This window comes from Burkholderia semiarida, from assembly GCF_029268935.1.
GTDB lineage: Bacteria > Pseudomonadota > Gammaproteobacteria > Burkholderiales > Burkholderiaceae > Burkholderia > Burkholderia semiarida.
In genome coordinates, this window is record NZ_JAHLCL010000003.1 from 172,947 (window position 1) to 199,399 (window position 26,453).

The window sequence follows — 26,453 nt, forward strand, 5'->3', positions numbered from 1 at the left end:
ACGATCCACCCGATGTCTCCAGTCATGCCGCGTCCGCTCTTGTGCCCCGTTCCGGTTCGCCCGCCCGTCCGCCGCCGCCATCCGGCCGCCGGCCGGTGCACACCCGGCGCGCGCGGAGGCCGCCGATGAGCCGCCTGCTGCCCGTCGTGCGCGGCATTGCGGCGGCCGGGGCCGTGGCCGCCTACCAGGTGGGCGCGCACTACGCGAGCGCGACACCCGGCGCGCACGGCTTCGGCCTCGCGATGGCGCTCGTGCCGCCGCTGCTGCTCGCGCTGGGCGCGGCGCTGCGCTCGCCGCGGCGCGCATGGCTCGTGCCGGCATGGCTGCTGGCCGCCGCCGCGCTGTGGGTCGCGCGCGCGCCGCTCGCGCGGCACTTCGAATGGGGCCTGTATCTGGAACACGCGAGCTTCAACGTCGCGATGGCGCTGCTGTTCGGCCGCACGCTCGTGGCCGGCCAGGTGCCGCTGTGCACGCGCTTCGCGGCGATGATCCACGGCGCCGTCACGCCGGCCGTCGCGCGCTACACGCGGCGGATCACGCTCGCGTGGACGCTGTTCTTCGTCGCGACCGCCGCCGTGTCGACGCTGCTGTTCGCGACCGCGCCGATCGTCACGTGGTCGACGTTCGCGAACTATCTGTCGCTGCCGCTCGTCGCCGTGATGTTCGCCGCCGAGCATGCATGCCGGCGTTTCGCGCTGCCGCACGAGCCGCGGCCGCGGATGGTCGACGCGGTGCGCGCGTATCGCGCGTCGACCCACGCGTCGCAGGCCTCGCGATGAATTCATGGCCGGCGCGGCTTCACGGCCGCGCCGGCCTTCGTTCCCGTCATGACCGATTTATGCCGACTCACCCGCTGGTATTCCATGCCTCGCCCGACCAGACGATCGCCTGGCGCGACGGCTCGCCCGTCGCCGTGCGCGCCTTCGTCGCCGACGTCGCGCGCGTGGCCGCCGCGCTGCCCGCCGGCGGCCACGTGTTCAACGTGTGCCGCGACCGCTATCGCTTCGCGGTCAGCCTGTGCGCGGCGCTCGTCGCCGGCAGGATCAGCCTGCTGCCGTCGACGCATACGCCGGAAATGGTCCGCCAGCTCGCGTCGTTCGCGCCCGACGCGTTCTGCCTGCACGATGCGCCCGACTGCGCGATCGACCTGCCGCGCTTCGCGTATCCCGACGCCGCGCCCGGCGAATGCACGAGCGACGCGCCGTTCGCCGTGCCGCAGATCGACGCGGCGCGGATCATGGCCTACGTGTTCACGTCCGGCTCGACCGGCGCGCCGGTGCCGCACCGCAAGACCTGGGGCTTCCTGGTCGGCTGCGTGCGCGCGGCGGCCGAGCGCCTCGGGCTGCTCGACGGCCGCGCGGCCACGCTGATCGGCACGGTGCCCGCGCAGCACATGTACGGCTTCGAGTCGACGGTGCTGCTCGCGTTGATCGGCGGCCTCGCGTTCAGCAACCGCCAGCCGTTCTACCCGGGCGACATTCGCGACGAGCTCGACGCGATCCCGCAGCCGCGCGTGCTCGTCACGTCGCCGATCCACCTGCGTGCGCTGCTGGCGGCCGGTCATGGGCTGCCGCGCGCGGCGCTGGTGCTGTCGGCCACCGCGCCGCTGTCGGAAAAGCTCGCGAGCGAAGCCGAGGCCGCGCTCGACGCGCCGCTCGTCGAGATCTACGGCAGCACCGAGACGGGCCAGATCGCGACCCGTCGCACGTCGCAAGGCGCGGCGTGGGACCCGTTCCCGGGCATCCGGCTCGACGCGCGCGACGCACGCGACGATCCGGCCGGCGGCGACAGCGGGCCGACGGTCTGGGTATCGGGCGGGCACGTCGAGGCGCCCGTGCCGATGGGCGACGCGCTCGAGCTGCTCGGCGACGGCCGGTTCCTGCTGCACGGCCGCAAGGCCGACCTCGTCAACATCGCCGGCAAGCGCACGTCGCTCGCATATCTAAATCATCAGCTCAACGCGATCCCCCAAGTGGTCGACGGCGTGTTCTTCATGCCCGACGAAGCCGCGCCCGCGCGTGGCGACACGGCGCTCGAACCGGTCACGCGGCTCGTCGCGCTGGTCGTCGCGCCGACGCTCGCGGCCGCCGATCTGCAACGCGCGCTGCGCGAGCGAATCGACCCCGCGTTCATGCCGCGCCCGCTCGTGTTCGTCGATGCGCTGCCGCGCAACGAAACGGGCAAGCTGCCGCGCGACGTGCTGGCCGCGCTCGTCGCGCACCATGCGCGCGCCGCGGCCGCGACGGCCACGACGGTCGGTCCGCCGGCCGAGGGCGACCCGGCCGGCACGCCGTCGCCCTCGCTCGCGTTCACGATTGCCGCCGACCATCCCGCACTGCCCGGCCACTTTCCCGGCCATCCGGTCGTGCCGGGCGTCGTGCTGCTCGATCACGCGATCCATGCGATCGGCGCGGCGCTGAACCGTCCGCTGCACGCGTGGCGGCTCGGCGCCGCGAAATTCCTGAGCCCGGTCGCGCCCGGCGAACCGCTCGATCTCGCGTACGACGCCGCGGCCGGCGGCGCGATCCGCTTCACGGTGCGCGCCGGGTCGCGCGAGGTCGCGACCGGCGTGCTGTCCGCGCCACCGGCCGCGCGGGATGGCGCGCAGCCATGAAGCGCACCGCGTGGGCCGAGCGTCAGGAGCGCAGCAACGCGGGCTTGCTGCGCGCGATGACGTGGATCTCGCTGCGCTTCGGCCGGCGGCGCGCGCGCATCGTGCTGCACCTGATCGCGACGTATTTCGTGCTGTTCTCGCCGGCCGCGTGCGCGGCGTCGCGCGACTACCTGCGCCGCGTGCTCGGCCGCCCCGTGCGCTGGCGCGACGTGTACCGGCACGTGTTCACGTTCGCGGCGACGATCCACGATCGCGTGTACCTGATGAACGGGCGCTTCGACCTGTTCGACATCCGGCTGCACGGCGAAACGCTCGTCGACGCTGCGCTCGCGGGCGGACGCGGCGCGTTCCTGATGGGCGCGCACCTCGGCAGCTTCGAGGTCGTGCGCGCGATCGGCCGCACGCGCCCGGACCTGCGCGTGGTCGTCACGATGTACGAGCAGAACGCGCGCAAGATCAACGCGACGCTCGCGGCGGTGAACCCGGCCGCGCAGCCGGAAGTGATTCCGCTCGGGCAGGTCGACTCGATGCTGAAGGTGCGCGAGCGCCTCGACGCGAATTGCATGGTCGGCATGCTCGCCGACCGCACGCTGCTCGACGATGCGGCCGCGTCGCTGCGGCGCCTGCCGCTGCTCGGCGCGCCGGCCGCGTTCCCGCTCGGCCCGCTTTACATGGCCGCGATGCTCAAGCGCCCGGTGATCTTCATGACGGGCCTCTATCGCGACGGCAACCGCTACGACGTGCACTTCGAGACGCTCGCCGATTTTTCCAACGTGCGGCGCGATACGCGCGCGGCGGCGGTCGACGCGGCGCTCGCGCGCTACGTCGCGCTGCTCGACAGGTACTGCCGCGCGGCGCCGTACAACTGGTTCAACTATTTCGATTTCTGGCAAGGCGGCGACGCCGCGCCGGCGCGCCGCGAGCCGGTGCGCGCCGGCGTCGACCTGCCCGCCACGAGGGATTCCGACGCATGACCGCCGCTCGCCGCTGCCTGTTCCCGTTCTCGTTGCCCATGGCCGCGCGCATCGCCCGCGTGCTCGCCGCCAGCGCCGCCGCGACCGCGCTGGCCGTGCCTGCGCACGCGGCCGATGCCGGTTCGGCCTGGACCCTCGACCGGCTGATGTCGACGCTCGCGCAGCACAAGTCGGGCCGCGCGACCTTTACCGAGACGAAGCACCTGTCGATCGCCACGCAGCCGGTCGAATCGTCGGGTGAACTGGTGTTCGTCGCGCCCGATCATCTGGAAAAGCACACGCTGAGCCCGAAGCCCGAGCACCTCGTCGTCGACGGCGACATGCTCACCGTCGAGCGCAACGACCGCAAGTACACGCTCGCGCTCGCGCGCTATCCGGAGCTCGGCGCGTTCATCGACAGCATCCGCGCGACGCTCGCCGGCAACCGCTTCGCGCTCGAACGGGTGTACAAGGTCGCGCTGTCCGGGCGCGGCGACGACTGGACGATGACGCTCACGCCGCTCGACTCGCGGATGCTGAAGGTCGTCAGCACGATCACGCTCGACGGCACGCGCGACACGTTGCGCGGCGTCACGATCCGGCAGGCCGACGGCGATCGTTCGGTGATGCGCTTGCAACCCGCCGCGGCGAACGCGAACTGATGGACGATCGCATGCGCCCCTCCCCCGTCGCCCGCCGCGTGCCCGCATGGCGGCAGCGCGCGGTGCTCGTGTGGCTGCTCGCGCTCGTCGCGTGCGGCGTCGCGATCGGGCGCGCGCACTTCACGGCCGACCTGTCCGCGTTCCTGCCGAACGCGCCGAGCGCCGGGCAGCGCGTGCTCGTCGACCAGTTGCGCGACGGCATCGTGTCGCGCCTGATCCTCGTCGCGATCGACGGCGGCGATGCGGCCACGCGCGCCGCGCTGTCGCGGCGCGTCGCCGGCACGCTGCGCGCCGATCCGCGGTTCGCGGCCGTTCACAACGGCGAAGCCGCGAACGACGCGCGCGACCGGCAGTTCATCTTCGATCACCGCTATCTGCTGAGCCCGGCCGTCACGCCGCAGCGCTTCAGCGCCGACGGCCTGCACCAGGCGCTCGGCGACAGCCTCGACCTGCTGAGTTCGTCGGCCGGCCTCGTCGCGAAGGCGATGCTGCCGCGCGATCCGACCGGCGAAGTCGCCGCGCTCGTCGACGGCCTCGACGGCGCGGCCGAGCCCGCGAGCCGCGACGGCGTGTGGGCGTCGCGCGACGGCACGCGCGCGGTACTGGTCGTGCAGACGGCCGCCGCCGGCTCCGATACCGATGCGCAGGCCCGCGCGATCGACGCCGTGCGCCGCGCGTTTGCGGCCGCGACGCGGGCCGTGCCGAATGCGAACGCGGCGACGCTCGCGATGACGGGCCCCAGCGTGTTCTCGGTCGACACGCGCGACACGATCCGGCACGACGTCGAGCGGCTGTCGACGGCGAGCGTCGTGCTGATCGTCGCGCTGCTGCTCACGCTCTACCGTTCGCCGCGCACGCTCGCGCTCGGCTTGCTGCCGGTGCTGACGGGCGTCGCGGCCGGAATCGCGGCGGTCAGCGTCGCGTTCGGCACGGTCCACGGGCTGACGCTCGGGTTCGGCACGACGCTGATCGGCGAAGCCGTCGACTATTCGATCTACCTGTTCGTGCAATCGGCACCGGTCGGCACGCGCGGCGCCGCGCGCCCGGCCGACGCTACGCGCGCGTGGGTCGCCGCGTACTGGCCGACGATCCGGCTCGGCGTGCTGACGTCGGTGTGCGGGTTCGCGTCGATGCTGTTCTCCGGATTCCCGGGCCTCGTGCAACTCGGGCTCTATTCGATCGTCGGGCTGACGGCCGCCGCGCTCGTCACGCGCTTCGTGCTGCCGCACCTGCGCGGCGAGCATGTCGCGATTCGCGACGTATCGCGCGTCGGCGCCGTGCTCGCGCGCGCGGCCGACGCCGCGCCGCGGCTGCGCTGGCCGCTCGCGGCGCTCGTGGTCGCCGCGTGCGCGACCCTCGCGCTGCATCGCGGCAGCCTGTGGAGCCGCGAGCTCGCCGCGCTCAGCCCCGTGCCGGCACAGGCGCAGGCGCTTGACGCACGGCTGCGCGCCGACGTCGGCGCGCCCGACGTGCGCTACCTCGTCGTGATTGCCGCGCCGACCGAACAGGCCGCACTCGAACGCGCGGAAAAAGTGGCCGCGCAATTGCAGCCGCTCGTCGACCGCGGCACGCTCGGCGGTTTCGACAACCCTGCACGCTACCTGCCGAGCGACGCCGCGCAGCGCGCACGCCAGGCGAGCCTGCCGGATGCGAACGTACTCGCCGAACGGATGCGCGTTGCCGTCTCGAACCAGCCGATCGCGGTGAAACCCGACCTGTTCGCGCCGTTCGTCGCCGACGTCGACGCCGCGCGTCGCGCGCCGCCGTTGACGCGCGCGGACCTGCGCGGCACGTCGATGGCGCTCGCCGTCGACGCGCTGCTGACCGAACGCGACGGCCGCTGGAGCGCGATGCTGCCGCTGCGTGCGCCGGACGCCGCGCGCACCGCGCAGCCGGCGCCGAGCGTCGACACCGCGCGGATTCGCGCCGCCGTCGCGCGCGCGGGCGTGCCCGATGCGCTGTTCGTCGACATGAAGGCCGAAGCCGATCGGCTGTACGTGAGCTACGTGCAGGAAGACGTCCGGCTGTCGCTCGCGGGATTCGCCGCGATCGCCGTGCTGCTGCTGATCGCGCTGCGCTCGCCCCGGCTCGCCGCGCGCGCCCTCGCCCCGCTCGTCGCGGCCGTGCTGGTCGTGACGGCCGGTTTCGCGCTCGCCGGCGTGCAACTGACGATCCTGCACCTCGTCGGGATGCTGCTGATCGTCGCGGTCGGCTCGAACTACGCGCTGTTCTTCTGCCGGCGCGGCGACACGCAGCCCGTCACGCCGTACACGCTGGTGTCGCTGCTGATCGCGAACCTCGCGACGGTCGCCGGCTTCGGGCTGCTCGCGCTGTCGCGCGTGCCGCTGCTCGAAACCTTCGGGCTGACCGTCGGCCCCGGCGCGATGCTCGCGCTCGCGTTCGCGGCGATTCTCGCGCCGCGCGCCGCGGCGGTGGTCGGCAATCACCAGCAAGGAGGCCGCGCATGAACGTGCCGCCTTTCATCCCCCCGCGCGATACCGGCGACGCGCGCCGCTGGAAGCCGACGCCGCTGATCGCGGGCGCCGCCGCGCTGCACGCGGGCGCGGCCGCCGCCATGATCGCGCAACCAGCCGCGTGGCCGTGGGCCGTCGGCGGCGTGGCCGCGTCGCATCTCGCGCTGACCGCGGCCGGCCTGTGGCCGCGCAGCACGCTGCTCGGCCCGAACTGGACGCGCCTGCCGGCCGGCGCGGGCCGCCGCATCGCGCTGACGATCGACGACGGCCCGGACCCGGACGTCACGCCGCGCGTGCTCGACCTGCTCGACCGTTACGACGCGCGCGCGACGTTCTTCTGCATCGGCGATCTCGCGCGCCGTCATCCGCGGTGGATCGAGGCGATCGTCGCGCGCGGCCATGCGGTGGAGAACCACAGCCAGCGGCACCGCCATACCTTCTCGCTATCGGGGCCGGCTGCGCTGCGGCGCGAAATCGCCGCCGCGCAGCAGACGCTGACCGACATCGCCGGCACGCGCCCGCTGTTCTTCCGCGCGCCGGCCGGCCTGCGCAATCCGTTTCTCGAACCCGTGCTGTGCGAATTCGGCCTGCAACTCGCGAGCTGGACGCGGCGCGGCTTCGACACGCGTGCGCGCGACGCCGCGACCGTCACGCGCCGCCTGCTGCACGGGCTCGATGCGCGCGACATCCTGCTCGTGCACGACGGTCACGCGGCGCGCGATGCGCGCGGCGAACCGGTCGTGCTCGACGTGCTGCCCGCGGTGCTGCGCGTAGCCGCCAACGCGCAACTGCACTGGACCACCTTGCGCGCGGCGCTCGCGCCCGAACCGCCCGGCCAGCCGGGCGTTCCGGCACCCCCGTTTGATAAGATCTGACCTCGAACGGCGCGCGTGCCAGCCCTGCTGCAGCGCCCGTTCCGGCCACCGGATGCGACTCTCGTGAACCCTCTCCTGCTCTCGCACTTCACCGCCACCAGCTGCATCGGCCGCGGCCTCGACGCGACCCTCGATGCACTGCGCCACGCCCGCGGCGGGCTCGTGCCGTGCAACTTCGAGCGTGCGGATCTCGACACGTGGATCGGCGCGGTGGACGGCGTCGATGCGCGGCCCGTACGCGCCGATCTCGCCGACTTCGAGTGCCGCAACAACCGCCTCGCGCAACTCGGCCTGACGCAGGACGGCTTCGATGCGCGCGTCGCGGCGGCGGTCGCGCGCTACGGCGCCGCACGCGTGGGCGTGTTCGTCGGCACGAGCACGGCCGGCATCCTCGAAACCGAACGCGCGTACCGGCGCCGCGACCCGACGAGCGGCGCGTTGCCGGCCGACTTCCGCTATGCGCACACGCACAACCCGTATTCGCCGGCCGCGTTCGTGCGCGCGTATTTCGCGCTGCGCGGGCCGGCGATGGCGATCTCGTCCGCGTGCTCGTCGGGCGCGAAGGTGTTCGGCTCCGCGCGCCGCATGATCGAGGCCGGGCTGATCGACGCGGCCGTCGTCGGCGGCGTCGATTCGCTGTGCCTGACCACGCTGTACGGCTTCAATTCGCTGGAACTGCTGTCGCGCCAGCCGTGCCGGCCGTTCGACGTCGCGCGCGACGGCATCTCGATCGGTGAGGCCGCCGCGTTCGCGCTCGTCGAACGCGCCCCGGCCGCGCCTGCCGCGCTCGACGGCGACGCGATCCTGCTGCTCGGCATCGGCGAATCGAGCGACGCGCACCATATGTCGTCGCCGCATCCGGAAGGGCTCGGCGCGCGCGCCGCGATCGAACAGGCGCTCGCGTCCGCCGGCCTCGGCGCGCACGATATCGACTACGTGAACCTGCACGGCACCGCGACGCCAAGCAACGACGCAGCGGAAAGCCGCGCGGTCGGCGCGTTGTTCACGCGCACGCCGTGCAGCTCGACGAAGGGCGCGACCGGCCACACGCTCGGCGCGGCCGGCGCGCTGGAAGCGATCGTCGCCGCGCTCGCGCTGCGCGAGCAATTCGTGCCGGCCGGCGTCAACACGACGCAGCCCGACCCGGCGCTCGTCGCCGATTACGTGCTCGCGAGCCGCGACACGCGCGTGCGCGCCGTCCTCTCCAATTCGTTCGGCTTCGGCGGCACGAACTGCAGCCTGATCCTCGGCCGCGCCGATCACGACCGCCGTTGAGGCCCGCCATGACGCTCACCGCCTTCATCGAAAGCATCGGCCTCGTCGGCCCGGGATTGAACGGCTGGCCGCACGCGGCCGACGTGCTCGCGGGCCGCGCGTCCTACGTGCCTGCCCGCACCGAGCTGCCGCCGCCCGCCGGCCTGCCGTCTGCCGAGCGGCGTCGCACGGGCCCCGTCGTGCGCGCCGCGCTCGCGGTCGGCCACGAAGCGGTGGCCGCGAGCGGCCGCGACGCCGCGACGCTCGCGACCGTGTTCAGCGCATCCGGCGGCGACGGCCAGAACTGCCACGCGATCTGCGAAACGCTGGCCGGCGACGATCGCCAGTTGTCGCCGACCCGCTTCCACAACTCGGTGCACAACGCGCCGGCCGGCTACTGGAGCATCGCGACCCGCGCGATGGCGACGTCGAACGTGCTGTGCGCGCACGACGGCAGCTTTGCCGCCGGCCTGCTCGAAAGCCTGTGCCAGGTCGTCGTCGATCGCGTGCCGAGCCTGCTGATCGCGTACGACACCGACTATCCGGAACCGCTGCGCGCGGTGCGGCCGATCGGCGACGCGTTCGGCGTCGCGCTCGTGTTGGCGCCGGAAGCCAGCGAGCGCGCGCTCGCCCGTATCGACGTCCAACTCACCGACGCACCCGCCACGGCGCTCGCGCACGCCGGGCTCGACGCACTGCGCACCGGCAATCCGGCCGCGCGCGTGCTGCCGCTGCTCGAGGCGCTCGCCACGCAACGTACGACGCGCGTCGTGCTCGACTATCTGGACGATACGCGCGTGCAGGTCGACGTCGCGATGCCCGGGACCTTCGCGGAGCGCGCGCGATGAACGCAAACGCCGCACCGGCCCCGCCGCTCGACCACGCGTGGATTGCCGCGCACATTCCGCACGCCGGCGCGATGTGCGTGCTCGATTCGGTCGATGCGTGGGATGCCGAACGCATCCGCTGCACCGCGACGAGCCACCGCGATCCGCACAACCCGCTGCGCGCGCATGGGCGGCTCGCGTCGGTCTGCGGCATCGAATACGCGGCGCAGGCGATGGCCGTGCATGGCGCGCTGCTCGGTGCACACGATGCACGCCCGCGCGCCGGCTATCTCGCAAGCGTGCGCAACGTCGACGCGTTCGTCGACCGGCTCGACATCTTCGCGCAGCCGCTCACCGTGGACGCGCAACGCTTGAGCGGCGACGGCCGCTCGGTGCTGTACGGCTTCGCGCTGCGCTGCGGCGAGCGCGTGCTGCTGTCCGGCCGCGCGGCGGTGATGCTCGACGCATCGGCCACCGGCGCGTTTCAACCGGCGCCTGCCGGCAACCCGAATCCTCGATGACGAGGCTTACCTCAAGGAACCCGGTCGTGAAAGTTCGTCAGTTCATTGGCGCCGCGCTCGTTCTGGCGCTGCTCAGCCCGCTCGCCCACGCGGACCTGTCGGAAGTGAAGCAGGACATCAAGCGCGATTCGAAGGAAGCCGCGCACAAGACCGGCGAAGCGGCGCGCAGCTTCGGCCACGCGACCGCGAGCGCCGCGAAGGCGGTCGGACACGGCGTCGCCCATGCGTCGCGCGAAGGCTGGGAAGCCACCAAGCGCACGACGAAGCGGATCTTCCACAAGAACGACTCGGGCGAATCGGCCGGGAAGGGCGAAAGGAACGACTGATCCCGCGCCCACGCGTCGCGGACGGCATGCGCGCGGGACGTGACCGCCGATCGACCGCTCATCGATCATCGATCGCAACGCGTCGGCGCGACGGCCAACGTGCGCGGCGCAGCGGCCTGGCCGGCCTGCGCGCGAAGCACTTGCCGTACGCCGCGAGCCCGCAATCGCGATGATCGAAATTCCGCAACAGCCGCGCGCGGCGCCGCTCGAGCCGGTAGAGCGAAATCGCCATCGTCAGCGCGACGGCCAGTGCCGAGCCGCCGATCACGAGTCCCATCCAGGTGTCTCCCATGCGTCCTCCGGAATGCGAGGCCGAAGCGGCGCGCCTGCCGTCGCTCCGGCACGGGATGGCGCGCAACGCTGCCCCCACGCGCGCGAACGCCGTGCGGGCCGCCGCGCGTCAGTGCATGTGCTGACCGCCGTTGATCGCGATGTTGGAGCCCGTCACGAAGCCGGCCTCCTCCGAGCACAGGTACGCCACCAGCGCCGCGACTTCCTCGGGCTTGCCGAGCCGACCCACCGGAATCTGCGGGAGGATCTTCGCGTCGAGGATGTCCTGCGGGATCGCGGTGACCATCTTCGTCGCGAGGTAGCCCGGCGACACCGTGTTCACCGTCACGCCCTTGCGCGCGACCTCGAGCGCGAGCGATTTCGTGAAGCCGTGCATGCCGGCCTTCGCGGCCGCGTAGTTGGTCTGGCCGACCGAACCCTTCGAGCCGTTCACCGACGAGATGTTGACGATGCGGCCCCAGCCGCGCTCGACCATGCCGTCGCAGACCGGCTTCGTCATGTTGAACACGGAGTCGAGGTTCGTGCGGATCACCGCATCCCAGTTGACCTTGTCGAGCTTGCGCAGCGTCATGTCGCGCGTGATGCCCGCGTTGTTCACGAGAATGTCGACCGGGCCGACGTCCCGCACGATCGTCTCGATGCATTCCCGGCACGAGTCGTGATCGGCCACGTCCACCGGGTACGCAAGGAACGTGCGACCGGCCGCATGCATCTCGGTCAGCCAGCGGTCCGCGCCGGCGTTGTTCGGCGAATACGTGACGACGACCCGGTGGCCCGCGTCGTTCAACCGGATGCTGACCGCTTCGCCGAGACCGCCCATCCCACCTGTCACAACTGCGATTCGCTTAGTCATACTATGAATTACCGACAAAAAAGTAATCGATGAAAGACGGGGCGACGGCCTCGCACCTGCTGCCGCCCCACCGCTTCGATGCACGGCCGCCCCGCGTCGCGGCGCGGCACGCATCGGTACCTCGCGCTTATTGTCGATTTCCCGTCTTGCGCGAAACCCGCGCGGCTCACCCGCGGCGCTGGCGCGCGCCGCGAGCGAACCGTGCCGTCAATCACCACTCAGACACGCTCGACCGCGAGCGCGACGCCCATCCCGCCGCCGATGCACAGCGACGCCAGCCCGCGCTTCGCATCGCGCTTGGCCATCTCGTGCAGCAGCGTCACCAGGATCCGGCAGCCCGACGCGCCGATCGGGTGGCCGATCGCGATCGCCCCGCCGTTCACGTTCACCTTCGACGTGTCCCAGCCCATCTGCTTGTGCACCGCCAGCGCCTGCGCCGCGAACGCCTCGTTGATCTCCATCAGGTCCAGGTCGCCCGGCGTCCACCCCGCACGCTCCAAGCACCGGCGCGAGGCCGGCACCGGACCCATGCCCATCACGCTCGGATCCACGCCCGCGTTCGCGTACGCCTTGATCCGCGCCAGCGGCGTCAGGCCCAGCGCCGCCGCCTTCTGCGCCGACATCACCAGCACGGCCGCCGCGCCGTCGTTCAGCCCCGACGCGTTCGCCGCCGTCACCGAGCCGTCCTTCGCGAACGCCGGCTTCAGCCCGGCCAGCGATTCGGCCGTCACGCCGTGACGCACGAATTCGTCGGTCGCGAACTGCAGCGGCTCGCCCTTGCGTTGCGGGATCGACACCGGCACGATCTCGTCGTCGAAGCGCCCGGCCTTCTGCGCGGCTTCCGCCTTGTTCTGCGACAGCGCCGCGAATGCGTCCTGCTCCTCGCGCGTGATCCCGTATTCCTTCGCGACGTTCTCCGCCGTGATGCCCATGTGGTACTGGTTGTACACATCCCACAGGCCGTCGACGATCATCGTGTCGACCAGCTTCGCGTCGCCCATCCGGAAGCCGTCGCGCGAGCCCGGCAGCACGTGCGGCGCCGCGCTCATGTTCTCCTGGCCACCCGCGATCACGATGTCCGCGTCGCCCGCGACGATCGCGTTCGCCGCCAGCATCACGGCCTTCAGGCCCGAGCCGCACACCTTGTTGATCGTCATGCCCGGCACGGCGCTCGGCAGCCCCGCCTTGATCAGCGACTGCCGCGCCGGGTTCTGCCCGGAGCCGGCCGTCAGCACCTGGCCCATGATCACTTCGCTGACCTGCTCGGGCTTCACGCCCGCACGCTCCAGCACCGCGCGGATCACCGTCGCGCCCAGTTCAGGCGCGGCCACCTTCGCCAGCGAGCCGCCGAATTTGCCGACCGCGGTCCGCGCGGCCGATACGATCACTACGTCCGTCATGTTCAGTTCCTGCATCGAAATCAGTGTGTCGTTCTGACGCCCGCTCGAGGCGTGCTGTACACGGCGATGACGCGTGTCGGGCCATCCGGCGCGATCGCGGCCACACGCCGCCGTACGCCATACGGCGGGCGACATCCGTTCGCACCGTGACACGGGCAACCGTGCACGGGCGTCTTGCGGCGAGCCGAAGCTCGCCAGCCCCGCGTGGCACACGCGGCGCCGGCGCCAATCAATCGTGTCGCGCCTGCGCGCGACACGCATTCATGCGCGTTCGTGCTCGTTCGGGCCCGTTCGGGCCGTCACGCAGCCGATTCGCGCGCGGCCGCTGCGTCCTTGCGTGCGGCGGCCGCCGTCTGCTTCGCGCCGCGCGTGGCCGTTTCGCTGACCACATCGAAGCCGCTCTTCGCCGCTTCGATCGCCTGCCCCGTGGCTTCACGCACGGAGTCGGCCGCGGCGCTCGCCGCGGACAGCGCCGAATTCAGCGCGGCCACCACCGGCGCCGAGCCGGCCGGCGCATGCTTCGACAGCTCGCCGAGCACGTCCTTCAGGCGCTTGTCGTTCTGCTCGTACTGCGCCTGGGCGACCTTCGCCCATTCGGACTGCGTCGACACCGCGATCTCGAACAGATGGCGGCCGTACGACGCGACCTTGCCGGCCGCTTCCTGCGGCGCGGCGACCTGCTGCGCGAAGCCCGCGGCCGGGTTGCTGCCGGTGAACGCGTTCTTCAGCTTGTCCTCGTAGTCCTCGAGCGCCGTCCGGGCCGCTTGCAGGTTGAGTTCGACGACAGCCTCGAAACCGTGGATCGCCGGACGGGCGATTGCAAACCACGCGGCGATACCGGACTGATAATCGGCGGTGAGTTTTTCGGGGGCAAATACGGACATCGGGCACGCTCCTGTTGGCTATGCGAGAGACGACGTAAAGAAAAATGGAAGCTCGGGTAAACAGCTGCTTCCTTATTGAAACCCGTCACCTGTTTGGGAACGGGCGGTAGAGGGAAGTCATTCTAGATCGATTAATTGTCAATTAAATGGCATTAATGATAGGTGTAAACCCTTATTACCCTTTGAACCGTCCGCCGAAGCTGCGGGCGCGCCGAAATCTCAGACAAGACAGCGCTCCTCACCGGCCGGCGACGCATTTTTACCTTTTGCAGCATAGCGCATCATGACGTGGCGCAATATTTGCCAATTCATTATTCCGCTTATTAGAAAACCGGGCACCATTGAAAATGGAGCAACCATTTATGTCATATTTTTTCTGGATTTCTTGTGAAATCGTTTTCTTGATTATTAATGACGAAATAAATAATCGGACGAATTGCCGGTCGCGACAAAAAAAGGCCGCTCGAAGCGGCCTCGGTCGATGCGGTCACGCGCGAGATCAGCCGGCCAGTTCGCGATGCAGCGCGCGGAACTCCTGCGCGAGCTTGTGCGTCGGCTCGAGATGGATCACCGGCATCGACTGCTGATGCGACTCGCGGATCTTCACCGATGCGGACAGCCGCGACGCGAGCACCGGCAGCCCTTCGTCGACGAGTTCGTCGACCAGCCGTTGCGGCAGGCTCGCGCGCGGCTGGAACTGGTTGATGACGATCCCCTCAACCTCGAGCGCCGCGTTGTGGTCCTGCTGGATTTCCTTCACGTTCTCGAGCAGCGTGTACAGCGCGCGGCGCGAGAAATCGTCGCAGTCGAACGGGATCAGGCAGCGCTCGACCGCGATCAGCGCCGAGCGCGTATAGAAATTCAGCGCGGGCGGCGTGTCGATGTATACGGCGTCGTACATGTCGAGCTCGTTCAGCGCGTCGCGCAGCTTGTAGATCTTGTAGCGCGATTCGAGCTTGCCGTGCAGCGTGTCGAGATCCGGATGCGCGGGCATCACGTCGAGCCCGTCGAACGGGGTCGCGTGGATGAACGACGCGACGTCGATCGGACGGAAGTTGAAGGTCAGCGCGGTTTCGAAGAAGCCGGCGACGCCCGGTTGCGCATCGGCCGCGGCGTCGCCGAGCAGGTAGCGCGTCGAGTTCGCCTGCGCATCGAGATCGATGACGAGCGTGCGCAACCCTTCGCTCGCGCTGATCGCCGCCAGGTTGCAGACGATCGTCGATTTGCCCACGCCGCCCTTCTGGTTGAACACGACACGCCGCATAGTCCCCTCTCGATCGAAGCCAACGGAAGACACCAGCATACCCGAGACAGGTTGGCTGCCGTATCGCGACGTGCATCGGGATGGTGCGGCGAATCGCCGAGCCCCCTGCGTGCATCGATGTGCGCCGGCCGCGGACGCATCCGCTGCCACCCGCCCCCGATGGTTGCACGACCCACACAGACGGGCGGGCACGCGGCCACGCCGGCCCGATTGAGTCGCGCCGATGAACGACGAAGGCGGGGCACCGGATCACTCCGATGCCCCGCCTTCAGTGACTACGACAAGCGACGGTCAGCTTCGCGGGTGGCTGGCGAAAAGCCCGCCCCCCGCATCGAGACCGGTGCGCTTACCGGGACGCGATGACGCGACGGCCAGCACCGATCTGTTGCACCGCGGCTGCCGCGCCGGTTGCCACGCTCGACTCGATATGTCCGTAGTTCAAGCCCGCCAGACCACCGTAAGCCTGGTCATACCCGGACACATAGTTGATGCGGCTGCTCGTCGTCGAGCCCTTCACCGTGGCCACGTTATAGCCGACGAGACCGCCGAGACGCGCACCCCTACCGCCACTCACCGTACCCGACGATTCCGAGCTCGACACGAGGTGGCCGTTAGTGCCGACCAGACCGCCGACGCTCGCATAATCGCCGCCCGTCACGTCGCCGGTCGCCTTGCTATTCGCAACGCTACCCGCCACATTGCCCATTCCGACGAGACCGCCTACGGCGCTACTCGTGCCGGCAGTCACCGCGCCGGACGCTTCCGAGTTCGACACTCGACCGTCGTTGTGGCCGACCAGGCCGCCGGCGTAAGCGGAGTTGCCGCCCTCCACCACGCCGATCGCCTTGCTGTTCGAAATGTCACCGTTCGCGTTCTTGCCGACCAGACCGCCGACGCTCGCGGAAGCGCCCGCCACCACCTTGCCTGACGCCTTGCTATTTGCGATGGTGCCGCCGTTGATGCCGACGAGGCCGCCCGCGAGGCTGAAAGCGCCGCCCGTCACCTGGCCGTAAGCCTCCGAACCGGAAATCGTGCCCTTGTCGTTATTGCCGACCAGACCACCGACATGGCTGGCTCCGCCGCTGGTGACGTCGCCGCGGGCGATCCCCACCGTGATTTGCCCCTTGTTTTGACCCACGAGGCCACCGATAAGGGCAGCCGACTTGTCGGTCACGTTGCCCGTTGCCGTCCCGTTCGTGAGGACGCTTTCGTTCACGCCGACGAGACCGCCGATCGCGGCCGAGCCGACGCCCGAGACATTGCCCGTCGCCGTTCCATTGGCGACCGTGCCGAGAAGATGCCGGCCGATGAGGCCGCCGATCGTGGAACCGGACGCGGTGCCGTTGACCGCGCCGCTCGCCGACACATTCGCGAGCGAACCGCGGTTCACGCCGATGAGACCACCGATCGCGGAATTACCGGCGCCGCGAACGGTGCCGCTCGCCGACGAGTTCGCGATGCTCGTGCCGACGTCGTTGTCGCCCACCAGGCCACCGATGCTGCTGTTACGGCCGCTGACGGCAACGTTGACGCTCGACGACGAATTCTGGATCGCACCCGTGCCGACGTCACCGTTCACGCTGTTCACGCCGACCAGACCGCCCACCTTCGCATTGGTCTGCGCCAGCGTGATGCTTCCCGTGCTGCTCGAATTCGAGATCACGCCGCCGCGGTTGATGCCGGCCAGACCGCCCACGCCGCCGTAGAACCAGCTCTGATCCGCGATCCCGCCCGAAATGGTCGTATTGGCCGAGCTGTTGCTGATCGTGCCGAGCTTGTCCGGACGGCCCAGGATCGTGTAGTTTTCGCCGACGAGCCCGCCCATCGACAACGTGGCCCAGCTGCCTGCAATGCGCCCGGTGACCGACGACCGATCGATGTCGCCGCCCAGGTTCGTGCCGACGAGACCGCCCAGCACCTGCATGCGCGACGTCCCGCCGTTCACGACCACGTTCGTCGCCTTCACGTTGGAGATGACGCCGGTGTCCGTATTCACGCCCGCGAGGCTGCCGATCATCGCCGGCCCGTTGCCCGTGTACGATCGCGCGCCCGTCACGTTCACCGACGCGAGCTTCAGGTTGCCGATGTAGCCGGCGTTCACCGAGAACAGGCCGATGAACGGGCCGGTGCCGTACACCGATACGTTGCTGATCGTGTTGCCCAGGCCGTCGAACTTGCCGAAGAACGTGCGGTCGTTGCCGATGCTCCGGAACTGGCGGCCACCGCCGTCGATTGCGCTGCCGAGCACGTAGCGGCCCGACAGGTCGTTGTCGATCGAACGCAGTTGATCGACGCTGTTGATCACGCGATACGCGTCGCCGTTCGAACGGTACGACGCATTCGCACCCGACAGCGTGACGACGCCGTCGCCGTTCACCGCGAGACCGCTACCCGGATTCAGTTCCAGCTTCGCGTTGCGGCCATCGAGCGTCAGCTTGTCGTTCACGCGAATCTGCTTCGCCGCGTTCACCGTGACGCCCGCGTCGTCGCCCGTCGCCGTCACCGGCCCGTGCAGTTCCACGTCGCCTTGACGCGACGTCAGCGTCAGCCCGTTGTCGCTGCTCCAGGTAACCGGCGCGTCCACCTTCAGCGTGCCGGTCGTGCGAGCGAGTTCGACGTTGGTCGTGCCGAGATTGCGCGCCAGCGTATCCGCGCCGATCGCGGCATCCGAACCGCCCGAACCGCCGACCTGCTGGCCGCCGATCACGAGCGCGCGCGACGCGGCGCTCCGACCCACGCCGGCATTCGCCGACTCGATCGTCCACTTGCCCGCCACACCATCGTGCCCGCGCGTGTCGACCGTCGTCGTGTCCGCCACGCGCACCGCGGCACCCTTCGTCACCACGGCGCCGTGACCTTCCGCGCCCGCCAGCGTGCTCGCGTCCAGCGTCCCGGCCACGTGCACCGCGCCGTCGCCACCGTCCAGCGTGATCCGGCCCGCGACGTTGTTCAGCCCCTTCGCCTCGATCGTCCCGCTGTTGTTCACCACCGTGCCCAGCAGGCTGTTCGCCGACCGTGCCGACATCAGCACCTGGCCGCCGTCGGCCTTCAGCAGGCCGCCGTTGCTCACCAGCGCGTCCACCGCCGCGCCGTTCACCTCGAGGCTCAGCAGCTTGCTGCCGTCGAAGTTCACCTTCACGTCATTGCCCGCGCCCAGCGCGACCGTGCCCATCTGCGCCCGGATCACGCCGTTGTTCGTTACCTGCGCGCCCAGCAGCGCGACACCGCCGCCGTCCGCCGCCGTGATCGTGCCCTGGTTCACCACCTGGCCTGCCGACTTACCGTTGAAGCGGAAGTTGCCGTTCAGGAAATCCTTGTCCGAGATGTCGCGCGTCGACGCCACGAGGCCACCGACGTTCACTTGCGCGCCCGATCCGAACAGCACCCCGTTCGGGTTCACCAGGAACACCTTGCCGTTCGCATCGATGCGGCCTTCGATGTTGCTGCCGTTCGCACCGACCACCCGGTTCAGCGCCAGCGACTGGCTCGTCGGCTGATTGAACGACACGCGCTCGCCGCCGGCGACGCTGAAGTCCTGCCAGTTCGTGATCAGCTTGTCCGTATGCTGGTTGATCGACATCGTCTTGTTGTCGGCCGACGTCGCGAAGTCGCCCTTGCCCGACACGATCTCGGCGCCCGTGGGCAGCGCATATGCGCTCGACGCCGCGAAGCCCAGCAGCGACACGGCCGCCGCGATTACACGGCGGCCGCCCGCCTTGCCGCGCCGACGCGCGTTCTCGCCCGCCACGCTCCAGCATCCGTTCGCTTGATTCCAGACCAATGCATAAGCCTTGTTCATCTTTGGTTTCCTTGTTGTATTGACTGCCAAACCCTGCGTCATGCAGGCGCTCGTCCAGACGCTCAGAAATACTGAGTCGCCTGAAACCAGATTCGCGGCGAGCCGGCGGACGACGCCAGCCCTTCGCTTGAGGCGAACGGCCAGGCGGCCGCCACCGTGACTTGATGCCCCTTCCCGTACCAGCCCGCGCCGAATCCCGCGGCCTGCATGCGGATGATGTTGGTGTCCTTGAACACGCGATGCTTGTTGATGCCGACCCGGCCGGCGTCGACGAACGTGCTGACCCGCCAGCCGGGCGCCACCGCATACCGCAATTCCGCGCTCGCCTGCCACCCCTGATCGCCGCTGCCCGAGCCGAGCGTGTAGGCGCGCACGCCGTACGGGCCGCCGAGGCTGAACTGCTCGGACGCGTCGAGATTGCCCGACGACAGTTGGCCGCTGAACTGTGTGTAGAACTGGAAACGCGAGCCAAGCGCCTGCAGGCGCATCACGCTGACGCCGAGTTTCTTGAAGGTGCCGCGCGTCTTGACGAACCCCTGCGCGCCAAGCACGTCGGCCGTGCGCAGGCGGCCCGCGCCGGCCGAAACGGAGAAGGCGGTGGTGCCGCCGCCGAGCAATGCGTCGTCGCCGTTGCCGCTCAGCGTGAAAGTCCATAGACCGACGTTCTTGTCGTCCTGTATCTGGAACGCGCGATAGTCGTCGTGAAGGTTCTTGTTCTCGTATTGGAGTTGCGCGTTCAGGTTGAACGCGCGGCCGCGCAGCAGCGGCTGAACGACAAATGCGCTCTGGATGTTGGCGCGGCTGTGAAGATCGAGTTCCTCGAAGCCTTCGCCGACCTTCGAATGCAGATTCGAGTAGCCGACGCCGACGCGCGTCGACCACGGCCCGACCGGCAACTGGTACGACGCGCTGTAGTAGCGCTGCAGCGTGTCGCTTCCCATGCCGCGCAACGTGAGCCGATCGCCGATGCGCAGCGGCGAATTGACCGCGATGCTGCCGGTAAGCCGGTAGCGCCCCGTCGACAGGTTGCCGTAGTTGTCCGCCTCCAGCGTTCCCGTCGCGATCGGCCCCGGATCGGCGTCGATCACCAGATCGGTCGAGCCCTGCGTGCGCCCCGAGCGCAACGTGCCCTTGGCGTCGACGCCGGGCAGGTCACCGACGAGCAGCAGGCTGCGCGCCAGATCGGCGCCGCGCACCGCCTCGCCCGGACGCAGCGCGGACAGCGGCTGGCGCACCACGCCGTCCAGCACGCGCGAGCGGTTATGGAGTTCGATCCGATCGTAGCGGCCTTCCAGCACGTCGATCCGGACGACGCCGTCGTCGATGTCCTGACGCGGCAGATAGGCGCGCGCGAGCACGTAGCCATGCTCGCGGTAGTAGGAAGTGATGCGAGCCGCAGCCGCCTGCAACTCGCCAAAACTCAGCTCCCGCCCGGTCAGGTCCTGGAGGAGCGGCTCGAGCTGCGCCGACGTGAACACCCGATTGCCGCCGATCGCGAACGCGCGGACCGTCACGCGCGGCCCCGCATCGACGCCCTCAGGCGCGGGTGCGGCCTGCTCCGTACGCTCGATGCTCAACTCGGGCGCCGACGCGGCCGGGAGCGCCGGGCGCACGGATTCGATTTCGCGCATCGACTGGCCCGCGTTCGGCAACTGCGAAAACGCGACACCGGGCAGGAACAGCCCCATCGCCGCGCAACAGCCCAGCGCGTATGGAACACCGCCGCCGAGGCCGGCAACGGGCGCGCGCACCACCGCTGGCCGTGCGTCTCGATGATGCGTGACGCCTGGATGCCGGGTCGCAAGAAAATACCAGAAGCCTCGGCCGTAACGATCCATTATCAATTCGGTAAACCACCATTTGCATTCGCTACCGAATCATAATTTTCAGTCCTATCAAGATAAATAATACAAGTACGATTTATTTCTATAAAAACGAAATCCTTCGATAAATTCCTAATACTCCCCGAAAAAACTGCACATCATTCGGCTTTCTTGTCGACTGCCGCCGCCCGATTCCATCACCGACATGTCCGCCCCGGCCGTCGGAATCAGACGGTGTCCTAACGATACTGGCGCAACAAGGTCCTCTAGCGTCGATCGGGCATGCGAAAGTGAAGGAATGCGGACCGCGTACAGGCCGTCCGGACAATTGATCAGCCGGAGACGTGGCCCAGCGCGAAAGCGCTACCTGCCGCCGCTATTCGGGGCGAATGTTCCCGAAGCAAAATAAAAATCGCCGCAGAAAATCGAATCAGATTTGATCCGCCATGGGCTAAAAAGGCTAAAAAAAACCCCGCCAAAAGGCGGGGTCGATCTTTACAGCGTTTGGTTGCGAGATCTCAGAACGGAATATCGTCGTCCATCTCGTCGAAGCCGCCGCCTGCCGGCGCGCTCGGACGGCTCTGGCCGCCGCCACTTGCACCGCCGCGCGCCGCGCCGCCGGCACGACCGCCGCCGCCACCGCCGCGCTCCATCTGCTCGCCGCGACCGCCGCCGCCACCGCCGTAGCCGCCGCCATAACCGCCTTCGTCACCGCCGCCACCGCCGCCGCCCGAACCGCCGCGGCCGCCGAGCATCTGCATCTGTTCGGCGACGATTTCGGTCGAGTAACGGTCCTGGCCGTCCTGGCCCTGCCACTTGCGCGTGCGGATGCGGCCTTCGATATAGACCGACGACCCCTTCTTCAGGTATTCGCTGACGATTTCCGCCAGACGGCCAAAGAACGCGACGCGATGCCACTCGGTCATTTCCTTGAAATCGCCGCTTGCCTTGTCCTTGTAGCGGTCGGTCGTCGCGAGGCGGATGTTCGCAACCGCGTCGCCGCTCGGCAGGTAACGGACTTCAGGATCGGCGCCGAGGTTGCCGACGAGGATGACCTTGTTGACGGATGCCATGTGTTTCTCCAGTAAATTCGATGCCGGGCCGCCCGCGACAGCCGTCGGAGCAGCCCGCCGGGGGGAGCCGGCGAACGCCGCCGGCGCCCACCCGACAATCAGGTTCCGGCCTTGCGCGGCGGCGCTTTCATATTGGCCGCGATTATAAGCCACGCGGCCACGAGCCCCGAACACGTGTAGAACACGGTGTTCGCGCCGCCGTGCTTCAGCAGCCAGCCGCCCACGATGCCGCCGAGCGCGAGCCCGATCGACTGCGTGGTGTTGTAGACGCCCGTGGCCGCGCCCTTGCGCGAACCCGGCGCGAGCTTCGACACGAGCGACGGCTGCGACGCTTCCAGGATGTTGAACCCGAGGAAGTAGACGAAAAGAATCGCCGCCACAATCAGGATGGTATGCGGCGCGCTGCCCAGCAGCAATTGACCGATGAGGATAGCCAGAATGCCGCCGAGCAGCACCGGCTTCATCTTGCCCCGTTTTTCCGCGACGATGATCGCCGGCACCATCATCACGAACGCGAGCCCCATCACCGGCAGGTACACCTTCCAGTGCGCGGCGACCGGCAGCCCGCCGTCGACCAGCAGGCGCGGCACGACGAGGAACAGCGCCGTCTGCGTCGCATGCAGCACCAGCACGCCGAAGTTCAGGCGCAGCAGCTCGACGTTGTGCAGCACCTCGGCGAACGGCGCCGGCACGTGCACGGGCTTCGCCGCATCGGGCACGATCCACAGCACGACGCCGATCGCGAGGATCGACAGCACGCCGACGATCGCGAACAGCCCGCTCATCCCGACCCAGTGGAACACGATCGGCGCGCCGACGATCGCGACCGCGAACGACACGCCGATCGAGCCGCCGACCATCGCCATCGCCTTCGTGCGGTTCTGCTCGGAGGTCAGGTCGGCGATGAACGCGAGCACCGCCGACGACACGGCGCCCATGCCCTGGATCACGCGGCCGACGATGATCCACGTGATGTCGTGCGCGAACGCGGCGACGAAGCTGCCGAGCGCGAAGATCACGAGGCCCGCGGCGATCACCGGCTTGCGGCCGAACTTGTCGGACGCCCAGCCGTAGAAGATGTAGAACAGCGACTGCGTGACGCCGTAGGCCCCGAGCGCGATCCCGACGAGCAGCACGTTGTCGCCGCCCGGGATGGTTTTCGCGTAGACCGAAAACACCGGCATGATCATGAACAGGCCGAGCATGCGCAACGCGAAGATCGCCGCGAGCGACGTGGTCGCGCGCAGTTCGGGCGCAGTCATGCGGGAAGACGTGGCAGACGGATTGGACATCGGGAATGAATTTCGAATGATCGGAATGTCCGCCCGGCAGCGGGCGGCGGAAGATCAGGGCCGGCGGCCTGGCGGCCTTTCGGGCGACACGTCGGGGCCGGATGCGGATGGCCTGCGGGCCGCCCGGAACCGTGCGGCGCGACCGCTTTCCCCGGCGCAGGTGTCGCCTTGCTGCCACCTGCCGCAAGGGCTGGGGGCCGTAAACGACGGTCTCGAAAAGCCGTTATAGTAGCAGGTTTGGTTTCCTCCATTTTCGCCAGGTTCATGGAACAGATCCGTATCCGTGGGGCACGCACCCACAACCTGAAAAACGTCAATCTCGACCTGCCGCGCCACAAGCTGGTCGTGATTACCGGGTTGTCCGGGTCGGGCAAGTCGTCGCTCGCGTTCGACACCCTTTATGCCGAGGGCCAGCGCCGCTACGTCGAGAGCCTGTCCGCCTATGCCCGCCAGTTCCTGCAGCTGATGGAGAAACCCGACGTCGACCTGATCGAGGGGCTGTCGCCGGCGATCTCGATCGAGCAGAAGGCGACGTCCCACAACCCGCGTTCGACCGTCGGCACGGTCACGGAAATCCACGACTACCTGCGACTTTTGTACGCACGTGTCGGTACACCGTACTGCCCCGATCACGACATCCCGCTCGAGGCGCAGAGCGTGTCGCAGATGGTCGACGCGGCGCTCGCGCTGCCCGAGGAAACCAAGCTGATGATCCTCGCGCCCGTCGTCGCGGATCGCAAGGGCGAGCATGTCGAGCTGTTCGAGGACATGCAGGCGCAGGGCTTCGTGCGCTTTCGCGTGCGCTCGGGCGGCGGCGCCGCGAACGAAGGCGCCGCGAAGATCTACGAGGTCGAGTCGCTGCCGAAGCTGAAGAAGAACGACAAGCACACGATCGACGTCGTCGTCGATCGCCTGAAGGTGCGCCCGGACATGAAGCAGCGGCTCGCCGAATCGTTCGAAACCGCGCTGCGCCTCGCCGACGGCCGCGCGATCGCGCTCGAGATGGATACCGACAAGGAGCACCTGTTCAGCTCGAAGTTCGCGTGCCCGATCTGCTCGTACTCGCTGCAGGAACTCGAGCCGCGCCTGTTCTCGTTCAACAACCCGATGGGCGCGTGCCCGGAATGCGACGGCCTCGGCCAGATCACGTTCTTCGACCCGAAGCGGGTCGTCGCGCACCCGTCGCTGTCGCTTGCCGCCGGCGCGGTGAAGGGCTGGGACCGCCGCAACCAGTTCTACTTCCAGATGCTGCAGAGCCTCGCGGCGTTCTACGAATTCGACATCGACGCCGCGTTCGAGGATCTTCCCGAAAAGATCCGCAAGGTGCTGCTGTTCGGCTCGGGCAAGCAGACGATCCCGTTCTCGTACATCAACGAGCGCGGCCGCACGACGATCCGCGAGCACGTGTTCGAAGGGATCATCCCGAACCTCGAGCGCCGCTACCGCGAGACCGATTCGGTCGCGGTGCGCGAAGAGCTGTCGAAGTACCAGAACAACCAGCCGTGCCCGTCGTGCGACGGCACGCGCCTGCGCCGCGAGGCGCGCCACGTGCGGATCGGCACCGGCGACCATGCGCGCGGCATCTATGAGATCAGCGGCTGGCCGCTGCGCGACGCGCTCGGCTATTTCGACGGGCTGACGCTCGACGGCGCGAAGCGCGAGATCGCCGACAAGGTGATCAAGGAAATCGTCGCGCGCCTGACGTTCCTGAACAACGTCGGGCTCGACTACCTGTCGCTCGAGCGCAGCGCCGAGACCTTGTCGGGCGGCGAGGCGCAGCGCATCCGGCTCGCGTCGCAGATCGGCTCGGGCCTCACGGGCGTGATGTACGTGCTCGACGAGCCGTCGATCGGCCTGCACCAGCGCGACAACGACCGCCTGATCGCGACGCTCAAGCATCTGCGCGACCTCGGCAACTCGGTGATCGTCGTCGAGCACGACGAGGACATGATCCGCACGGCCGACTACGTCGTCGACATGGGCCCCGGCGCCGGCGAGCACGGCGGCGTGGTGGTCGCCGAAGGCACGCCGAAGCAGGTGCAGTCGAACCCGCAGTCGCTGACGGGCCAGTACCTCGTCGGCAAGCGCGTGATCGAGTACCCGGACGAGCGGCTCGCGCCCGATCCGGAGCGGATGCTGCGCATCGTCGACGCGCACGGCAACAACCTGAAGCACGTCGATCTCGATCTGCCGGTCGGCCTCCTGACCTGCATCACCGGCGTATCGGGCTCCGGCAAGTCGACGCTGATCAACGACACGCTGTATCACGCGGTCGCGCGCCACCTGTACGGCTCGGCCGCCGAGCCGGCGCCGCACGAGGCGATCGAGGGCCTCGAGCACTTCGACAAGGTGATCAACGTCGACCAGTCGCCGATCGGCCGCACGCCGCGCTCGAACCCGGCCACCTACACGGGCCTGTTCACGCCGATCCGCGAGCTGTTCTCGGGCGTGCCGACGTCGAAGGAGCGCGGCTACGATCCGGGCCGCTTCTCGTTCAACGTGAAGGGCGGCCGCTGCGAATCGTGCCAGGGCGACGGCGTGCTGAAGGTCGAGATGCACTTTTTGCCGGACGTCTACGTGCCGTGCGACGTGTGCCACGGCAAGCGCTACAACCGCGAAACGCTCGAAGTGCAGTACAAGGGCAAGAACATCAGCGAAGTGCTCGACATGACGGTCGAGCACGCGTACGAGTTCTTCAGCGCGGTGCCCGTCATCGCGCGCAAGCTGAAGACGCTGCTCGACGTCGGCCTCGGCTACATCCGCCTCGGCCAGTCGGCCACGACGCTGTCGGGCGGCGAGGCGCAGCGCGTGAAGCTGTCGCTGGAGCTGTCGAAGCGCGACACCGGCCGCACGCTGTACATCCTCGACGAACCGACCACCGGCCTGCACTTCCACGACATCGCGCTGCTGCTGGAAGTGATTCACCGGCTGCGCGACCAGGGCAACACGGTCGTGATCATCGAGCACAACCTCGACGTGATCAAGACCGCCGACTGGGTGATCGACCTCGGCCCCGAAGGCGGCGCCGGCGGCGGCCAGATCATCGCGCAGGGCTCGCCCGAGCAGGTCGCGAAGACGAAGGCGAGCTTCACCGGCAAGTACCTCGCGCCGCTGCTGAAGCGTCCCACCCGCAAGGTCGCGGCCGGCTGACGCCCCGTTCCGCCGTTCCCGCGCGCGGCCGCCCGGCCGCGCGCCCCCTCGTTTTCCCTTCTGCGTTTACACCACGCGCCAAACGGGCCGTTTGCGGACCATAATGGCAGCTATACTT

At 69.1% G+C, this 26,453-nt stretch carries 20 protein-coding genes; 11 read left to right on the forward strand and 9 right to left on the reverse strand.

Going from position 1 to position 26,453, the window contains the following annotated elements:
• The first annotated feature begins 125 nt into the window (after window positions 1-125).
• The 10 genes from KPB06_RS04565 to KPB06_RS04610 all read left to right on the forward strand — a co-directional run bounded on the left by KPB06_RS04565 (window position 126) and on the right by KPB06_RS04610 (window position 10,506).
• Window positions 126-779, forward strand: coding sequence for a COG4648 family protein (locus tag KPB06_RS04565; protein ID WP_059580746.1), 654 nt, complete (start codon window positions 126-128; stop codon window positions 777-779).
• A gap of 59 nt (window positions 780-838) precedes the next feature.
• On the forward strand, window positions 839-2,614 hold the full coding sequence (locus KPB06_RS04570; RefSeq protein WP_275905564.1) for an acyl-CoA synthetase family protein: 1,776 nt from the start codon (window positions 839-841) through the stop codon (window positions 2,612-2,614).
• Window positions 2,611-3,588 carry an LpxL/LpxP family acyltransferase gene (locus KPB06_RS04575; protein ID WP_275905563.1) on the forward strand — a complete coding sequence of 326 codons (978 nt, stop codon included), beginning with the start codon at window positions 2,611-2,613 and terminating at the stop codon, window positions 3,586-3,588. The genes KPB06_RS04570 and KPB06_RS04575 overlap by 4 nt, the downstream gene beginning before the upstream one ends.
• On the forward strand, window positions 3,585-4,229 hold the full coding sequence (locus tag KPB06_RS04580; protein WP_275905562.1) for an outer membrane lipoprotein carrier protein LolA: 645 nt from the start codon (window positions 3,585-3,587) through the stop codon (window positions 4,227-4,229). The genes KPB06_RS04575 and KPB06_RS04580 overlap by 4 nt, the downstream gene beginning before the upstream one ends.
• Complete coding sequence (locus tag KPB06_RS04585) at window positions 4,229-6,697, forward strand: MMPL family transporter (RefSeq protein WP_275905561.1); 2,469 nt, start codon at window positions 4,229-4,231, stop codon at window positions 6,695-6,697. The genes KPB06_RS04580 and KPB06_RS04585 overlap by 1 nt, the downstream gene beginning before the upstream one ends.
• Entirely contained in the window at window positions 6,694-7,578 is an 885-nt protein-coding gene (locus KPB06_RS04590; RefSeq protein ID WP_275905560.1) for a polysaccharide deacetylase family protein, read from the forward strand. The genes KPB06_RS04585 and KPB06_RS04590 overlap by 4 nt, the downstream gene beginning before the upstream one ends.
• 63 nt (window positions 7,579-7,641) lie before the next feature.
• Window positions 7,642-8,853, forward strand: coding sequence for a beta-ketoacyl-[acyl-carrier-protein] synthase family protein (locus KPB06_RS04595; RefSeq protein ID WP_275905559.1), 1,212 nt, complete (start codon window positions 7,642-7,644; stop codon window positions 8,851-8,853).
• Between the two features lie 8 nt (window positions 8,854-8,861).
• Window positions 8,862-9,680, forward strand: a complete 819-nt coding sequence (locus KPB06_RS04600; protein ID WP_275905558.1) for a beta-ketoacyl synthase chain length factor — start codon at window positions 8,862-8,864, stop codon at window positions 9,678-9,680.
• Complete coding sequence (locus tag KPB06_RS04605) at window positions 9,677-10,180, forward strand: hotdog family protein (RefSeq protein ID WP_275905557.1); 504 nt, start codon at window positions 9,677-9,679, stop codon at window positions 10,178-10,180. Before KPB06_RS04600 ends, KPB06_RS04605 begins: the two co-directional genes overlap by 4 nt.
• Window positions 10,177-10,506 carry a hypothetical protein gene (locus tag KPB06_RS04610; RefSeq protein WP_089465150.1) on the forward strand — a complete coding sequence of 110 codons (330 nt, stop codon included), beginning with the start codon at window positions 10,177-10,179 and terminating at the stop codon, window positions 10,504-10,506. Before KPB06_RS04605 ends, KPB06_RS04610 begins: the two co-directional genes overlap by 4 nt.
• 58 nt (window positions 10,507-10,564) lie before the next feature.
• Here the strand turns inward: KPB06_RS04610 and KPB06_RS04615 are convergent, their stop codons facing one another.
• The 9 genes from KPB06_RS04615 to KPB06_RS04655 form a co-directional block, all read right to left on the reverse strand.
• A complete protein-coding gene (locus tag KPB06_RS04615; protein WP_059580718.1) occupies window positions 10,565-10,798 on the reverse strand; it encodes a hypothetical protein in 234 nt (77 codons plus the stop codon).
• 108 nt (window positions 10,799-10,906) lie between these two features.
• Complete coding sequence (gene phbB / locus KPB06_RS04620) at window positions 10,907-11,650, reverse strand: acetoacetyl-CoA reductase (protein ID WP_059580714.1); 744 nt, start codon at window positions 11,648-11,650, stop codon at window positions 10,907-10,909.
• A gap of 218 nt (window positions 11,651-11,868) precedes the next feature.
• On the reverse strand, window positions 11,869-13,050 hold the full coding sequence (locus tag KPB06_RS04625; protein WP_060966968.1) for an acetyl-CoA C-acetyltransferase: 1,182 nt from the start codon (window positions 13,048-13,050) through the stop codon (window positions 11,869-11,871).
• 299 nt (window positions 13,051-13,349) lie between these two features.
• Window positions 13,350-13,934 carry a TIGR01841 family phasin gene (gene phaP / locus KPB06_RS04630; protein ID WP_059575684.1) on the reverse strand — a complete coding sequence of 195 codons (585 nt, stop codon included), beginning with the start codon at window positions 13,932-13,934 and terminating at the stop codon, window positions 13,350-13,352.
• 499 nt (window positions 13,935-14,433) lie between these two features.
• The gene (locus KPB06_RS04635; RefSeq protein ID WP_059642606.1) at window positions 14,434-15,198 is read right to left on the reverse strand and encodes a ParA family protein; all 765 of its coding nucleotides are present in this window, start codon (window positions 15,196-15,198) and stop codon (window positions 14,434-14,436) included.
• Window positions 15,199-15,544: 346 nt separating this feature from the next.
• Window positions 15,545-18,997 (reverse strand): two-partner secretion domain-containing protein, encoded by a 3,453-nt coding sequence (locus KPB06_RS04640; protein WP_275905556.1) that lies wholly within the window; start codon window positions 18,995-18,997, stop codon window positions 15,545-15,547.
• 62 nt (window positions 18,998-19,059) lie between these two features.
• Window positions 19,060-20,748 carry a ShlB/FhaC/HecB family hemolysin secretion/activation protein gene (locus KPB06_RS04645; protein ID WP_275905555.1) on the reverse strand — a complete coding sequence of 563 codons (1,689 nt, stop codon included), beginning with the start codon at window positions 20,746-20,748 and terminating at the stop codon, window positions 19,060-19,062.
• Between the two features lie 590 nt (window positions 20,749-21,338).
• Window positions 21,339-21,893 carry a single-stranded DNA-binding protein gene (locus KPB06_RS04650; protein WP_059575676.1) on the reverse strand — a complete coding sequence of 185 codons (555 nt, stop codon included), beginning with the start codon at window positions 21,891-21,893 and terminating at the stop codon, window positions 21,339-21,341.
• A 98-nt stretch (window positions 21,894-21,991) separates the two neighbouring features.
• On the reverse strand, window positions 21,992-23,185 hold the full coding sequence (locus KPB06_RS04655; RefSeq protein WP_059575675.1) for an MFS transporter: 1,194 nt from the start codon (window positions 23,183-23,185) through the stop codon (window positions 21,992-21,994).
• Between the two features lie 264 nt (window positions 23,186-23,449).
• On the opposite strand from KPB06_RS04655, the gene uvrA reads away from it, so the two are divergent.
• Window positions 23,450-26,335 carry an excinuclease ABC subunit UvrA gene (gene uvrA, locus KPB06_RS04660; RefSeq protein ID WP_089465155.1) on the forward strand — a complete coding sequence of 962 codons (2,886 nt, stop codon included), beginning with the start codon at window positions 23,450-23,452 and terminating at the stop codon, window positions 26,333-26,335.
• The last annotated feature ends 118 nt before the right edge of the window (window positions 26,336-26,453 follow it).